12 protein-coding genes are annotated in these 14,516 nt (G+C 36.4%); 5 read left to right on the top strand and 7 right to left on the bottom strand.

Translation table 11 applies throughout. The features are described 5' to 3' along the window. Positions 1 to 884: tyrosine-type recombinase/integrase (locus ACWXW9_RS28425; RefSeq protein ID WP_494932113.1), on the top strand; the 884-nt coding region annotated here is incomplete at its 5' end. 59 nt (positions 885 to 943) lie between these two features. On the opposite strand, the gene ACWXW9_RS28420 is transcribed toward ACWXW9_RS28425, so the two are convergent. Then, a complete protein-coding gene (locus ACWXW9_RS28420; RefSeq protein ID WP_494932112.1) occupies positions 944 to 1,270 on the bottom strand; it encodes a hypothetical protein in 327 nt (108 codons plus the stop codon). A gap of 129 nt (positions 1,271 to 1,399) precedes the next feature. On the opposite strand from ACWXW9_RS28420, the gene ACWXW9_RS28415 reads away from it, so the two are divergent. Further along, positions 1,400 to 1,741, top strand: a complete 342-nt coding sequence (locus ACWXW9_RS28415) for a helix-turn-helix domain-containing protein (RefSeq protein WP_184185472.1) — start codon at positions 1,400 to 1,402, stop codon at positions 1,739 to 1,741. A 45-nt stretch (positions 1,742 to 1,786) separates the two neighbouring features. Here the strand turns inward: ACWXW9_RS28415 and ACWXW9_RS28410 are convergent, their stop codons facing one another. Further along, positions 1,787 to 2,626 (bottom strand): hypothetical protein, encoded by an 840-nt coding sequence (locus tag ACWXW9_RS28410; RefSeq protein ID WP_494932111.1) that lies wholly within the window; start codon positions 2,624 to 2,626, stop codon positions 1,787 to 1,789. Positions 2,627 to 3,096: 470 nt separating this feature from the next. Between ACWXW9_RS28410 and ACWXW9_RS28405 the strand changes: the two genes are divergently transcribed. Then, the gene (locus ACWXW9_RS28405) at positions 3,097 to 3,255 is read left to right on the top strand and encodes a YjzC family protein (RefSeq protein ID WP_143038097.1); all 159 of its coding nucleotides are present in this window, start codon (positions 3,097 to 3,099) and stop codon (positions 3,253 to 3,255) included. Positions 3,256 to 3,718: 463 nt separating this feature from the next. Here the strand turns inward: ACWXW9_RS28405 and cap4 are convergent, their stop codons facing one another. Genes cap4 through ACWXW9_RS28385 form a run of 4 tightly spaced genes read right to left on the bottom strand, consistent with a single transcriptional unit; the run spans position 3,719 to position 8,351 of the window. Next, positions 3,719 to 5,170: a CD-NTase-associated endodeoxyribonuclease Cap4 gene (gene cap4, locus ACWXW9_RS28400; protein WP_494932110.1), complete on the bottom strand. Its 1,452-nt coding sequence runs from the start codon at positions 5,168 to 5,170 to the stop codon at positions 3,719 to 3,721. Beyond that, positions 5,160 to 5,642, bottom strand: a complete 483-nt coding sequence (locus tag ACWXW9_RS28395) for a Mov34/MPN/PAD-1 family protein (protein ID WP_494932109.1) — start codon at positions 5,640 to 5,642, stop codon at positions 5,160 to 5,162. The genes cap4 and ACWXW9_RS28395 overlap by 11 nt, the downstream gene beginning before the upstream one ends. Continuing rightward, complete coding sequence (locus ACWXW9_RS28390) at positions 5,635 to 7,356, bottom strand: ThiF family adenylyltransferase (RefSeq protein WP_494932108.1); 1,722 nt, start codon at positions 7,354 to 7,356, stop codon at positions 5,635 to 5,637. The genes ACWXW9_RS28395 and ACWXW9_RS28390 overlap by 8 nt, the downstream gene beginning before the upstream one ends. Beyond that, entirely contained in the window at positions 7,356 to 8,351 is a 996-nt protein-coding gene (locus ACWXW9_RS28385) for an SMODS domain-containing nucleotidyltransferase (RefSeq protein WP_494932107.1), read from the bottom strand. The genes ACWXW9_RS28390 and ACWXW9_RS28385 overlap by 1 nt, the downstream gene beginning before the upstream one ends. Before the next feature lie 276 nt (positions 8,352 to 8,627). On the opposite strand from ACWXW9_RS28385, the gene ACWXW9_RS28380 reads away from it, so the two are divergent. After that, complete coding sequence (locus ACWXW9_RS28380; RefSeq protein ID WP_494932106.1) at positions 8,628 to 9,713, top strand: hypothetical protein; 1,086 nt, start codon at positions 8,628 to 8,630, stop codon at positions 9,711 to 9,713. A 1,032-nt stretch (positions 9,714 to 10,745) separates the two neighbouring features. Here the strand turns inward: ACWXW9_RS28380 and ACWXW9_RS28375 are convergent. Then, positions 10,746 to 11,924 carry an ATP-binding protein gene (locus ACWXW9_RS28375; RefSeq protein ID WP_494932105.1) on the bottom strand — a complete coding sequence of 393 codons (1,179 nt, stop codon included), beginning with the start codon at positions 11,922 to 11,924 and terminating at the stop codon, positions 10,746 to 10,748. A gap of 536 nt (positions 11,925 to 12,460) precedes the next feature. Between ACWXW9_RS28375 and ACWXW9_RS28370 the strand changes: the two genes are divergently transcribed. Further along, a complete protein-coding gene (locus ACWXW9_RS28370; RefSeq protein WP_494932104.1) occupies positions 12,461 to 13,690 on the top strand; it encodes a PepSY-associated TM helix domain-containing protein in 1,230 nt (409 codons plus the stop codon). Positions 13,691 to 14,516 lie beyond the last annotated feature (826 nt).

Below are 14,516 nucleotides of genomic sequence, written 5' to 3'. Positions count from 1 at the left end.
GTTGGATCAGACCAAAGCTTTGGCCATACGTTGCATCTGAAAGTGAGCTGAAATTGGAGTTGTTTAATGATATTAAACGTGAGCATGTGGAGCAATTTGTTGACCATTTATATGTGTCAAGAAATTTGCAATATAGCTCTATGGTGCGTAAGTTTAACGCATTACGTTCATTATTTAGCTTCATACATCTCGAGTTTGAGATCAAGGGGGTTCCAGTTTTACGCCGTAATTGGTTTGCTACATTTACTATGGAGAGGCCCAAAGGTCCAATGGAAGTCGCTCGTCAGATGCAAAACAAAGTTTTGCGATTTAATGAGATCTATCAATTTGTTCAATTCGTTCAGGAAGGAGTTTCTGAGCAGAATAACCTCCAAGCTCAGTGGTTCTATATTCAAAATCGAGCCAGAGATGTGAGTATTATTACATTACTTTTGGAATCCGGCTTAATTGTAAGTGATTTAGTTAATATGGACATAAATGATTTAAATCTGTTCGATAACTATATCCTAATCACGAGACAACAAGCCAAAGTCAGAATGAGACATAAAGTTATGTTTGGAGAAAAAGCTAAACAATACCTTATTGAATACATGAATACGAGAATGAAATTTTATAATCCTCAAAATGAGGAAGAAGCATTCTTTTTAGCTAAGAGCAATGGTGAAGTACACGGGAAACGAATTTCTAAAAGGACTATTCAAGTTTTTGTTAAAAAGTATGCTTCAAAATTCGGTGTCTCGGAAGTGACCACTAGGCAGCTTACCCACTCTTTTGGTCTACAGTATGCTGAAAAAAATACTGTGAGAAACACAAAGCAGCAATTGGCTCAGCGAAATATAGAATCAGTTGAGAAGTATTTAATTTTGTCTAGTATTATCAAATGACTATCATGAAAAGCCTTATCTATTGCAGATGAGGCTTTATTTTTTTCAGAAATGACATCTTAGTTTATCTGTTTAGTTATGTTTTTCTTGAGCTTCTTTAACTTGTTTAGTTGATTATGATAATGTTCCACTTCTTCCAAATTCAAATCTTCAATATTAACCCACATAGCCAAACTTACCTCCTGGTGTTTTAAAGATATAATAATTATGGCTTCATAATAGTTGTGTAAGTACACAACAGGTATCTTCCACTGTCCTTCCTCTCTCGCTAGTACAAACCATTTCTTTTTAATCACTGCTCGGTTTGTGTAAAATCGACCATTAAACAAAATCCCTTGAGCTGTTATGGTAGCAATTCCAACATCTGCTTTTAGGTGATTTGTCATCCCCTCCACCTCCTTTATCATGTATGCCCAAACAAATTGATATATAAACTTATCATTTTAATTAAATAATCTATATACATTAATGTATCGAAGGTTTCCCATTGTTTAGACTGAATTAGAGGTGTGGCAATGAACGAACCTGTTTTAAGATTAGTAGGACAGCGTGTTCGCGAATTACGGAAAAAACAAGGATATTCGCAGGAAGAATTAGGCGAAATGGCTGGTTTTCACTTCTCCTACATCGGGGGCGTTGAACGTGCCGAGAAAAATATTACCTTGTTAAATCTCCAGAAAATTGCGGATGCTCTTCAAGTCAATGTCCATGAACTTTTTTATTACAGCAAGTATGTTAAGACTGGAAAAAGTGATAAAGAGAAATTGCTAAACGAAATCAATGAGAAGCTTTGGCCTATGAAATCTTCCGATTTAAAAAAGGTTAACCTGCTCTTATCTGAATTTTTCGATAGTTAACACAAAAAAGCCGATGTCAGATACATCGGCTTTTTTGTGTTTCATTTATTCCTTCCAGGCTGCTTCACTTTGTATGTTAATCCAAGAGTATTTATTATTCTGCTGTACTAGTCCCTCCATCATATTACGCTCACTCGTTAATGTTAAAAGCAAATATTTCGTTTGGATGTTCTTCACATATAGATGCTCATACACTTGTGACAATGAAAAGTATCCTCTAGCTGCATATAATCTTACTTGTTCCATATTAATTTTTCCACTTCGTTGTAGCAGTTTCTCCCCTCCCATTTTATATGCAGCATCGGTATCAATGTTTGGATCTGGAATTACTACACTTAGCTTTCCTACAGATAAGGTTACTTTGTGCTGATTCGTACGCAACATCTCCTTACATGCCAGATTACGTATAGATTCCCACTGTTCAACAAAGCTAGAGTAGATCCTTTTATAATGCTTCCATTGGCCTAAGAGGTCATATATGTTTTTGTTGGTTAAATTCTTTCTGTATACACTGAGTTCCTCTTCACTGTGACCACCAATTCCTCTAATTGGAGTAAATCTTAAATATGCGTTGCCAGCCGTACAGAATTCTTGAAGCAATAATTTCTCTGTCTCATTTAATTGTTTTAATTTAATCCGGACCACTTTCGACAGAACTCCATGATTCTCTAATAAGTCGAATAATTGTGGATTTTTCATATCATAGTGTTTATTTGCAAGGAATTTTCCAACAACGCCATGCTCAGTCCATTCAAGTCGTTGAAGTCCCAGGGATGATTGATATTCACCAATGACTTGTCTCAGCAAGTGTATTTTTGCACCTGTGGAGTTCATTTGCTCATATTGTGATGATTGAACAAATTGAATGATTTTCTCTATACTCACTAATCTATTCTCCTTTGTGATCAGATTAGTGAGTGGTATTGACCATTGTTATTTGTTTTATACAACGGATATTTTGAGAAAACAATGAGAGTATTATTTTTATGTTTAAAGAACCTCCCCTTAAAATAAGAGGAGGTTCCAGGAATTTAGATTTAATTAATAGGTGTACGTACTTTGTTCTTTAATTAATGACTAAGTAATTTATACAACAGAAACGTTACCCAAAAAATCCAACACCATTTAATCAGCTTCTCCGTACTACGTTTCATCATCAAACGACTCCTGTAATCCTGGAAGCACTTACACCTATATATGCATTATAATTAGAAACTTGGTTGATTACAAGCTATCCTGCGGCTACATATCGTCTTTTGACACATAATCCATCTTCCCTATTTAATTCTTCTAACATAGTAATTAGAAACTTGTACTTAAGTATTTCGTAAAAGAAAGTACAAGGAGGTGATAACATGTCAAAGCCATTAAAGTCAGGTAATTCAGCCCCAAAAACAGGAGATTATAAAGTTCTTGGTCCGAGAGGTGGTACGATTAAAACCGGTGTTACCGTAAAGCAAGGTGATACGCTTCCACCAACCCCAAAGAAAAACCAAACATACAAAAAACAATAGTAAGGAGAGGGCTATGCCCTCTTTTCTTAATAGGAAGAAGAATTATTAAATTCAGTAATATTATATTCTTCCAAAATCAGTAGGTCTCAAAATCATTAGTAAGTTATGTCACTCTATAACCAAAATTTCAATCAAAACAATTTCTTTTTCATGGTGTATTTTTAAACTCATAATGGATCTCCAGAGTTAAAAAGCTTTAAAACGTAGCACTAAATTTATATTAGAAAGTAGCTAGACTATGATGTTTTTTAACTTTTTGTTGAAGCATTAAGTAAATGAAGTTCTCTGCAGCTACCTCCAATTAGTTTTTTGTACCCATTAAAGGTTTTATTAGAAACTGTTCAAACTCTTTGAATTCTTCAACACTAATTTCAATATTGTACTTTTTAGCAAAACTAACAAAATTGAAAGAACAAGAAAAACATAGTATCCACCAACGACTAATTTACTTTACCTTGCTTTATTAAATTTTACACGTAGCAACGTAAGTATTACTAGAAACCCTCTCATAACACTGGATGGGAGGCAGTGTATTTGAACGATGCCCAAAAAAAAGCGCTAAGTGACTTGGACCTGCATAGAAAAAATCTATAATTTTAACTTCATGTTTACTGGTTACTTGTTGTATCTCCTTCTTAATTTTTTCCACTGCCAAATTAGCTTGCTTAGCATTAATTATAGGCTTTTCTGAATGGATATTTAACACTGGGCTCGTCAAATTAACATTCAACCCACCCTCTAAAAAGCGTCTGACTTCTTCAGCTAATTGATCTTTCATGATACCTATAGTCACCACGAGACGCTCACCCGTTCCTTCATGATACATACCAGAAATCGGATAGTCTGGTGTTTCTGAATCGGCATGTTCATCAGTTGCCCATACCTCTCCACGATAATCCATTTCCACATTGAAACCATTAACGGCAGAGAATTGAGAGCCAAATGCTAATGCAGCTGAAATACGTCGACTGCCTTTTAACTCCACTCTTCGGCTTATGCGATTCTCCTTAATCCATTTCGAAGTTTGATTTAATTGAGACATGAGCAGCGTATTCCATTCATCTGGTGAAGGATATTCCCTTGCACTCCCTCCAAAAAAAGCATCCCACTCAAATTGCAGAGATTTTTCCTTTTGGGTGACTTTTTCTATTTCAGTAATAATAGTTACTGGTTTCGATGGCAACCTAAATTTTTCACTTAGCGCATCATTTATTACATGCTCTAGCTTTTGCCTTGTAATCGGTCGTGCCTTATTGGAACGAATTAAGTCAAGCAAACATGGATAAATCTTACTAATTTCTTTACTTGGTAAGTCATTGTAATCAGGAAAGTGTTTGATTAATTGTTGTTGAAAAATTGCTTTTGTGGAGTCTTCATCCGAAAGCAAATTCCAAAATGGCTCAATAAGGACCTTTTTATATATGAATTTTGCTAATTCTTCACTTTTTCCCAATTTAAGGACTCTTTCCACATAGTCAGAATACGAATTTGATACAACTCCCGAATCCTCATCGTAAAATGGCTTCGGATCTCGGATTCTACGCAAACCATTGATAAGAGTTTTTAATTCGTCAGAAATACCCACGCAACAAACAGTAAATTGTCCAAAAGTTCCTGGGCTTCCTTCATCCATCTCTTTAAACCTGTCTATCTCAGTCCAGAATTCTTTTGGAGTCATATGATGGTTCTTTGCTTCAAGCCCTTCTCTGAAAATCCCATCGGTCGGTGAGAAAAACTTCACTTCGAAGTCTGCTACTCCCTCGCGAATGAAAGAATCAAACCCTTCTAAAGATAACCAAAGAGGAATTTTACACAAAATTAAATTTGTTTGGAAATTGAAACCTGTTTCTGCCGTATCACCACCTTGCGATTGAGCTTCAAGCAAGGACGGTGAGAGCACATCCTTATCCTTCATAGTGGTTTCCCTCCAAAATTAATTCTCCAACCTGCATATCAAATTCTGGAACGAACAAGTTTATACTACCTTTAAGTTCCGCAGCATCTAATTTAACAATTAACAAAACGGCAAAATTAGCACCTACGTGAGGATCATTGACAACCTCCCACATACTTTTCTGATCACTCAAACTAGGTACCAACGCAAACGATGGATGGGAATGCCATTCTCCAATATAATTGTATTTCGTGTATTGGTATTCATTCTTTTGGAAAAAGGCTTTCATTGTTTGTTTAAGGGTATCTCCTACTCTTCGTACGAATCTTATCCATGTTCCTCCTTCACGTTGAAACGTAAGATCTTTAATTCGAAATACGCCTTCCGATACGTGCTCTCCCATCAAAACACCACCGATCTCTCGAGTTCCTGCGTTTTGAAGTTCAGTAATTAATTTACGTTCAAACTCAATAGGCAATAAGATTTTAATCATTTGATTTCTCCAGAAGTTCCATTAGAAAAGCAAGGTTGTTTTGTTCTTCATCTAGATCAACTTCGCCATCAAAACTCTCAGTCGATAACAGATGATCTGTCTGAATTGGTCGTGTATCAAATGGTTGAGAAAATATCCAACCTTTAGATAAACCAATGACATACATCGAGTAAGGAAACATCGATTCCTCCTGCTCTGATACAGTATCTACAACAAATCTTGCTAGATGATAGGCGATAATGGATACGTCAGCATCAGAAGCAATTTGAACTTGTCCGTCAGAATTTTCTAATGTGTAAGGTGCAGGAACTTGAAGTTCCATATCTGGTGTGTCAACAGTAAACTGATGGTATACTTGCCTCATAATTTGAGGTTTGGGATCCTTACCTGGACGACTGCGTGCTATTAGCCCTCCTATTCCCCCAGCATAAACTTCGGCCCAAACAAATGGTTTTTCGCATAATGCTGAGATAGAAGCTAACAAATTGAAGACTTGGCTGTTTGCCGTAGCGTCAATGATGACATCACAGGCACTTACTTTAATAAGCGTCCCATTTACAAATGCATTGGATTCTTGACCGGTTAAATTTATATTTACTTTATCTACCTTAACTTTGGATGATATGTGTTTTAAATTACTGGAGACGGCGTCTACCTTATGATAACCAATGTTACGCCAATCGAGGCTGTGCCGTTCTAAATTCCCGATTAAAAATAGGTCTTCGTCAACTAAATAAAATTCTTTTGCTCCCATTCGGCATAAAGTTTCTGCCACTTTACTCCCCACCGAACCTAAACCGATAATAGCAATTCGTTTATCATGTAAACCCTGACAAATTTCAGGCATCCTTTGATTAATACTCTCATCTAACACAATGGAAACATTAAGAATTTGTTTCTCGGTCAATAAATAACTATGTGCATCGCCTTCGCAATTGATTAATAAAAGCCCCTTATAGTTATCGTCACTATTTGAGACTCTGAGTTCTAACTCAGTACCATCTTGTTGCCTAATCAAAGTTTGAAGCTGTTCTATTGTTTTAATTGTATTTATTTGTTCAGCTGTGGACGAAGAGCGATAAACTAACCACTGATGTCCAACAGAAGTTTCCTTGAAAGGTTCAGGTAAAAATTCATTGAAAAAATCATTGATTTTTACTATATGATATATTATTGCAGTTTCATCAAGTACAAATTCTACAGAAGCCAGACCAGACTCTTTTTCACTCAGCGCTTTTAAAAATTTAGATATCGTGGGTGTCATATGCATCCGCAGTCCTTTATTTCGAAAAGATTGTCCAGTTGTTAGGAAATGGCGTGAAGGAACTATCCCATATTCTTCTTTTCCAAGAGGGTTCTCCGTTTCCAAAAGTCGATATGTACTTTCAAGCATTTGAGCACCTGTTACTTCGGGATTCCAATTATCTGGTCCCCATTCTAAGCACAAAGTGCCATTGCTGTACTGATGATCTGACCATCGTACATCAGATTCTTTTGGAACTACATATGGCGGAATTGCTGGAAAAAAATCCGAATAGGTTAGAACGACTTCATAAATATGACCATGGGCGTTAATTTCAGCATTTACAATCAAGTTTTTCCCATCTATGCTCCATTCGGCACCTAATAGCCATGTTTTTGTCGCTTGAAGCGTTTCAATTTCTCTTCGCTCATGGGAAAATCGAATACCATTATTTAAGAACCAAAACGCCATTATGCAAACCCTCCCGGTTTTTTTGGCTCAATGGCATGGTTCGGAAAAGTTAAATTGGGCGCGACAGCACTTGCTAATAACGAGTTACTCTGTGCTGAGCCCGAACGAGGAAAACGATCTCCGAATAAAGTGCGCCATTTTTGGAGTGATTTTTCTGAATCTTGTTCTTCAATTGCTTCTCTTCCTAAAATTGCATGTGCCTTCGCTTTATTATAAAATCCTTCAAATGCAGCAAAAGACATACCATTTGTTACCGAATTCCCTTCTACACCAGGATCGTCGATGGTCGGCACAAGATTCAACGATACCCATAACTCATACTTCTCAACTATTTTTTCTAAAGTACCAACAAATAGTTCTCCATATTGCGTTTCTTGACGGTCCATACATTCAGCGACGATGCATTCGATTACAAAACCCTTGGGTTTTTTTGAAATCGTTTTGTTCTGCCGTCTCCACCACTTCATAAGTTTCACAAGTGGTTTAAATCTACCTCCGGTTTCCTTGTTAACCTCAGTTGTCCAAGAAGTATGTTTAGGTGGATTAGTTACAATCCACTCCTCTATTTTTCGGTCAGGTATATATAGTGTGCCCTCAATACCATCCGGAGCAATAATAGGCACAACATCCATATCTACTTTGTCGGTTACAATTCCAATCGAACGGTTTTGCTTTCGGATGGAATCATACTCTGAATCCAATGTGTCGTATATTAAATCAACAACACCCTTAGGATTGTCAGTTAGCGTATGATTTGTTACTACGATAATATCGACATCAGGACGTGAAACAACACCATTCACTTTTTTCGGGCGAATTGCGGTATTTCGTTTATAGGAGCCAGATAGAAATGTGTTTAAGTGATAATCTTTAAATGTAATGTATTCGCAAAGATGCTTTCTAACTTTTGTATGTGCATCACTAGCATTAGTCTTGGTGGTCGAACTTGGTTCAATTTCGCTTAAAAAATCAACAAATTGCTTCTGAGTAATCATATTCTCATCGTCTCCTCAACAGTTTAATTATCTCTTCGGAAAAGCAATGGTTTGGTTACCAAACGAATACGATGAACGACCTTTTTCAACCTTATTGTTCCAACAACAACTATATCATACGTTAGGATGCACTAGGGGCAATTCCTTTGATATAATAATCTTACAAATTAACATGAGATAGAGCCTGAGAGAATATTATTTCATTTTCTTGAATATATTGTCGAAGTTATTTAAATCTGAGTTCTTCCTATTATATAAATAAAGAGAGGGTGCTTCATGAACCAGTGTATCTACTACAAGTACTTTAGTGAGAAACTTGAGTATTCGAATCAAGAACATGTCATTCCAGCAGGTTTGGGAGGGATTAAGAAATTACCATGTGGATTTGTTTCAAATGAAGCAAATAATCACTTTTCTTCATTTGAATTACGTGCACTCAGAAATTCTTTACTCTCAATAAATAGAAATAATTTCGGACCAGGAAAACGAGGATCATTAAATGTATTGAAAGTGAGAAATCCAGTTGTACATATTTTTACCGCTATCTCTCCTGAGAAAGAACTGGATACTCTTTTAGTTCCATATAGGTTAGGATTTATGTTCAGTGGAGTTGTTCGGATTTTACCACAAATATTTATAAAATTTGATGAAGCATGGAATATGAAGCGCCCTTTGTATATTTCTGATAACCTCTCAAAACAACCTGAAGGTACATTAAAAAAGTTCCATTCTTCTTTAAATACTTTTATAAGAAGCACAGATCGAAAGTATATTTTTATAAATCCGCCCTCTTCAACTGCGTGTAATTTTGTAAGTATTGCTTATCACGAAAATAGGTTTTATGTATGCTCCTCTATAAAGAATTTTAATATGGATAACTTTTGTAAGCTAATAACTCTGAGAGCTTTACCAGATATAAATCCATTTCTCCTTAGTTCAGCTTCAAAATATCAATACAACTATATGATTGATGACGTCAAAGACGTATCTTTTCCCTTGATTTATATAAAATCAGCGTTCAACGCCCTTAGCCTTTTTAAAGGCCAAGCTTTCATACTTGAAGACATTTTTGATCCGATTCGAAGCAGTATTTGCAACGCGGGAGATTTAGCTTCATATTGGGTTAGTTGCAAAATGCCATCATGGCTTGTGAATTGGGTGAAAAGTAATGTTCCGCCTAAAGCACATTTCATAGTCATTGACGGTTATGATGAAGTAATTGATGCATATGTCAGCTTCTTTAGAGAACCACTTAACTCAACTATTCGTATAACATCAAATTACTCAGGTGATGCCTTTAGAATCGGACTAATATGTGATTGGGAGTCTAGAAAAGAAGAAATTATAATAAACATGGATTGATAACTTTACTCAAATTACTTAGCCTATGCTGCGTTTATCTCGAGTTATAAGTGGTTCTAGATAAAGAGGCTGCTGTGCGACATGAACCTTAAGCCTATCTACACTTGCCGGCGATGTAACCATATTCTTGTACAATTCGGTTGTGTCACTCCAATCGGTACAATCAACTGATAACGCAGGTAAAATATAAAAACGTATGGTAGTGTAGATTATGTAACAAGAGTTATGCAAAATTAAAAAAGAATCGCCATGATATGTAAAATGTACCTCTCACGGATCACGGTGTAAAGCAGCCAATCGCATATGATCGGCTGCTTTTTATGATGGAATGAGCTAACGTTTCCCGGTAGCTCATTCCCATTCCTTCCAAAAGGCCCATGCTCCATTTTTAAGCGAAAAGAGTGATTTACACTGCTTACATCTCAGAATTGAACCAGAAGGATATTTTGGATTATCGATATACAGTCTGGGAACACATTTCTCGTACCCACATTTTGGGCATATCTGTCTCATACTTTTCTTTGTTTTCAATTTCTTACCTCAATTTGATTATTATATTTTCTTTATTTTAACTTCCTTCATTAAACAAAATTGCTCTTTTCAAGCAACATGATTCCTATCATAAACCTGTTTAGATAACATTCTAATCTGGAATGGCCCGATATTCTTGTCCCGCAACATTACACCGAGTTTTCTTTGTACCAGTTGTTTCATAATAATGTTAATTTTATTACAATGGTTTTACGTGGCATATGCACAAAATTAGGACATCCATCTAAATCGGTAAGGGTACTATGTTCTTTTCTATTTCGGCAATCGATATAAGTTCATGTCCTTAGCTCAGAGTATAGACTGGTATCAATAAAATGAAAAAGCCGTTAAATTAGCGGCTTTAATGGGAATATGTTCTTGTCGCTGGAATTTTTTCACCTGGCGGGTATTTGAACAAAGTGGTGTTAAACAAGAAGACCTTAAGCGGCTCTCTCATAATGACCTTAGCCAGTACGATGATCTAACAGAAGATATCACACATTATTCATTGCTTTTTAAATTAATCTTGGTTATGTTCCGATACTCTGTAAGCATTTGATTAAGTGCTTTCCCCGTATTCAGATGTTTTACTATTTGATTTTTGAGATACTCAGAACTTAACTCAAGCGCTGAATAATCTTCGCTTAGAGAGTAAAGCTTATTTTTAAAGTCACTTTCATTCCGCTGTACATGAACAATAAACTGATCCCTTTCGTGCTCATTTCTAAATAAAAGTATGACTTTAAAAAAACTTTTACGAGAAATCCCTTCTTTATCGTTATTCTCAATGTAAAAAAAATCGCTCAGTTTTTGAGTCGTACTACCTTCAATGAAATATCCAAAGTCATAATCCTCTAAAAACTGAACCCTACTCTTTTCAGGAATAACCGTTGGGTATAGACCACTATCAAGAACAACGATCTGTCCCCTAAATTGTTGAATACCTTGATATTGAATATCAAACTCTCGATACAAGGTTTCGGGGTCGTTCATCGCATAGGCGTAAAAATCAGGGTATTGCTCAAGTCCAGCATTCTCGTCCTCATAAAGTACAATTTTAAATTCAGGCTTATAGATGTTGGAGTAAATATAACCCTCTGAACATTCATCTAATACCCATTCTTCTTTGTGTTCAAGCCGCTTAATAATTTGTTCTAAAGGAGAGTTCATCAACATAAACCTTTTCTTCCAAAGATACTCAATATAGTTTATGTCTGCGACTTTATCTATATCAGTATTTGTATCCCCTATCCTTGTATAAATGTGACCCGAACGAACCTTTCTTCCGTAGCTTGTAAAATCCTCAATCAGGAAGTAAGGGGTAGTTGTGCTATTTTTTATAATAATAACATCTACTTCTTCTTGCATAATCATTAAAGATTGCATTTTAATACTAGGACGAATTCCAGCGGAAAATTTTTTGTGTTTTAAGAAATCTATCATTTGTTGCTGATTTCTTCGATTTTCATCATTTTTAACTCCCACAATTTCGAACGTTTGGTCTCTAATTCCAAAGATAATATAAGAATCTCGATCAACTACGTTATTAGCCATACAAATTATATCGTGTAATAGGTTAGCTGCATTAATGTGATACTTCTCTTTGAAATCCCAATATTCTCCTTCACGTTTAGTTTGAATTAACATTAGAATTTCTTCCCTTAAGTCAAGATTATTCATTCTATTTTCCTTTCAACTTTTCTATATGAGTGCAATGTTAAAAATAATTCAGTATTTTAAATTCGAAATAACTTTTGAGCAAGACTAACAAATTGAAAGAAAAACACAGCATACAACTGCAATTGATTATTTTAAACATAAGCTTAAACATCTGAGTGCTCCAGTTTCCATAATAAATATTCACATTTCTCATTTAGTGGATTCTACATATCTTTCTTTCACCCTCTTTATTTTTATCGGTTCTTAACCACTTTTCTAGTATGGACATGATCCTGAACAACAATGTAGGTAATTTGAGGTTAAGTTTGGAGTTTTTCTATGGAATCCATTGCTACTAATGGATAATACCGAATTGAAAACTGTAAAGTGACAAAATGATGAACAAAAAAGTTTTTATATATCACCAGATAGCTCTGTTGAGCCATCTTCTAATTCGAAAGGCTCCCGTATACTTAAAAAGTATTTTATTCAGTTAAGAATGGAGTTAGATGATGAGGACGATGCCCGCAGAACATTCAAGCTCTTCTACACCCGAAATGAAAAGAAAAACATCATCCGTAGTACGCCAGTCCGTCTATCAATCCGTATGGAGGTGGCATTTTTACGCTGGTATTATTTTTGCGCCTTTTTTAATTATTTTAGCTTTTAGCGTCGCCGTCTATTTATTCAAACCTCAGATTGAAGGACAGCTGTACAAAGATATGTTGACCGTCCGTGAAGTCGGGACAACACCGATGGCACCAGAGAGTATTGTCGGGAAAATAGTCAAGGGTTATCCCGGAACGGTGGTATCTTCGATCACATTGGAAAACAATAGGGAGTCAACTTATAAGCTTTCCGTCATCAGTGATGGAATTTCCAAGACGATGTATGTGGACCCTTATACGGGGCACGCGCGCGGCGCAATGGATAGCAGCAAGACGTTCTCTGCTTTTTTCAAAAAAATGCATAGTGAACTTGTGATCGGTGGTACGTTCGCGAACCGACTTGTCGAACTTGCGGCATGCTGGGCAATTATTCTAATTTTAACGGGACTATTCCTGTGGTGGCCAAGAAATAAAGCATCCATTTGGGGAACGATTTTACCACGACTTAGCAAACCGGGAAGTCGACTCTTTTGGCGTGATTTACATGCTGTCCCTGCCTTCTGGCTATCTCTACTGATTCTAATGATGATCTTAAGTGGCCTTCCTTGGTCAGGGATACTCGGCGGTCAGATCGATAAATTAGCCAATTCGACCAATACGAATACGCCTCCCTTCGCCTACAGTTTTGGAGAAAAACCTGAATCCGTTACAGTAGCGAAAGATATTGCCGAGGATCTGCCTTGGGCAGCCGAGAATATTCCCGTTCCTGTTTCCATGGCTGGAGGATATGTTCCACTCGGACTCAACGACATTGCCCAAATCGCGGATGATCAGCAAGTTATCAAGCCCTATACGATTACCAACCCTACCGGAACAACGGGTGTGTTCACCGTATCTACTTCCCACTCCAAGCCAGGTCACAGCGCTACGCTTCATATTGACCAATACAGCGGTGCGGTACTTACCGATGTTCGCTTTGCGGATTATGGGATTATGGCCAAGCTTATCTCGTATGGCATCGCCTTTCATGAAGGCAGACTATTCGGTTTTGCCCAAATACGGAAGCATTTAGAAAACATTTTTGCGAGTCTTCACGAAAGAAAGGAATATTATTTCTTCTTAGCTTTCCTGTGTAGATGTCCTCAGCATTTTCGAACCAATAATCAGCTTCATTTATAGTGAATGGAAGTTGCTTATATAGCTTTAAGTTCATAACCAAAAGTACTAAACAAATCAGTGATCATACTATTGCTTTCTTGATCTTTCTTACTGTTGCTAGTTTGAATTGACGAATCAACATGTGTAATTGTTGTCACGCTCTTCTGACGGATATCAACTTTTTAATTTATGCCCAGTCCAAGATGGCCTATTTGTCGACCATCCTCGATAATACTACCTAATCCGAAATGATACCAAGTTCTTATCCTCAGCAAGGCAAGAACTTAGTTCCTTAAAATCAAAAAAGCCGCTATATAGTGACTTTGAATGGAACAATGTTCTTGTCCCTCGAAATTCTCTGCGCTTTCATTAATAATTCTTTTCTCAGGGCAGGATCGCTACCAAATAGCAATTACTGACTAGCTATTTCATCTTAAAGTTACGCTCTAACTTTTCACTAAAACACTTGGCAAAAGATTAAAACGTTTACTTATGGGAACGCTCCACGTCAAAAAAACAATGTAATCACGTAGGCTAATGCTCATTATTGCAAAGGCTGTAAACCTCTATATAGGCGACTGCATAGAGTGTGAGTAGATATTTCACCAAAGAAGGAGAATGACTATATACCATAAATTATCACATCAAAATCAATGGCATAATCCAATGCCTGACATCCGCAATAAGTCACTCAGTAACATTATGACTTCATTGCACTAATAACGGCCTTCACAATTCTTAGCAAGGCTATTGTCCAGAGAACGTTTACTTGGATCTTGAGATAATTTATGAACTACATACATTATAAGTTGATCGACTGTTTTTTATATTATTGAGCTATCGGTTC

The organism is Paenibacillus sp. LT-B23, assembly GCF_059417685.1.
This window is presented reverse-complemented; position numbering and strand designations above follow the sequence as displayed.

What these genes read in the sequence shown, in the direction of transcription:
- ACWXW9_RS28420 (WP_494932112.1), bottom strand. Translation starts at nt 1,270, where the DNA reads ATGACAAATCACCTAAAAGCAGATGTTGGAATTGCTACCATAACAGCT.
- ACWXW9_RS28415 (WP_184185472.1), top strand. Translation starts at nt 1,400, where the DNA reads ATGAACGAACCTGTTTTAAGATTAGTAGGACAGCGTGTTCGCGAATTA.
- ACWXW9_RS28405 (WP_143038097.1), top strand. Translation starts at nt 3,097, where the DNA reads ATGTCAAAGCCATTAAAGTCAGGTAATTCAGCCCCAAAAACAGGAGAT.
- cap4 (WP_494932110.1), bottom strand. Translation starts at nt 5,170, where the DNA reads ATGAAGGATAAGGATGTGCTCTCACCGTCCTTGCTTGAAGCTCAATCG.
- ACWXW9_RS28395 (WP_494932109.1), bottom strand. Translation starts at nt 5,642, where the DNA reads ATGATTAAAATCTTATTGCCTATTGAGTTTGAACGTAAATTAATTACT.
- ACWXW9_RS28390 (WP_494932108.1), bottom strand. Translation starts at nt 7,356, where the DNA reads ATGGCGTTTTGGTTCTTAAATAATGGTATTCGATTTTCCCATGAGCGA.
- ACWXW9_RS28385 (WP_494932107.1), bottom strand. Translation starts at nt 8,351, where the DNA reads ATGATTACTCAGAAGCAATTTGTTGATTTTTTAAGCGAAATTGAACCA.
- ACWXW9_RS28380 (WP_494932106.1), top strand. Translation starts at nt 8,628, where the DNA reads ATGAACCAGTGTATCTACTACAAGTACTTTAGTGAGAAACTTGAGTAT.
- ACWXW9_RS28375 (WP_494932105.1), bottom strand. Translation starts at nt 11,924, where the DNA reads ATGAATAATCTTGACTTAAGGGAAGAAATTCTAATGTTAATTCAAACT.
- ACWXW9_RS28370 (WP_494932104.1), top strand. Translation starts at nt 12,461, where the DNA reads ATGAAAAGAAAAACATCATCCGTAGTACGCCAGTCCGTCTATCAATCC.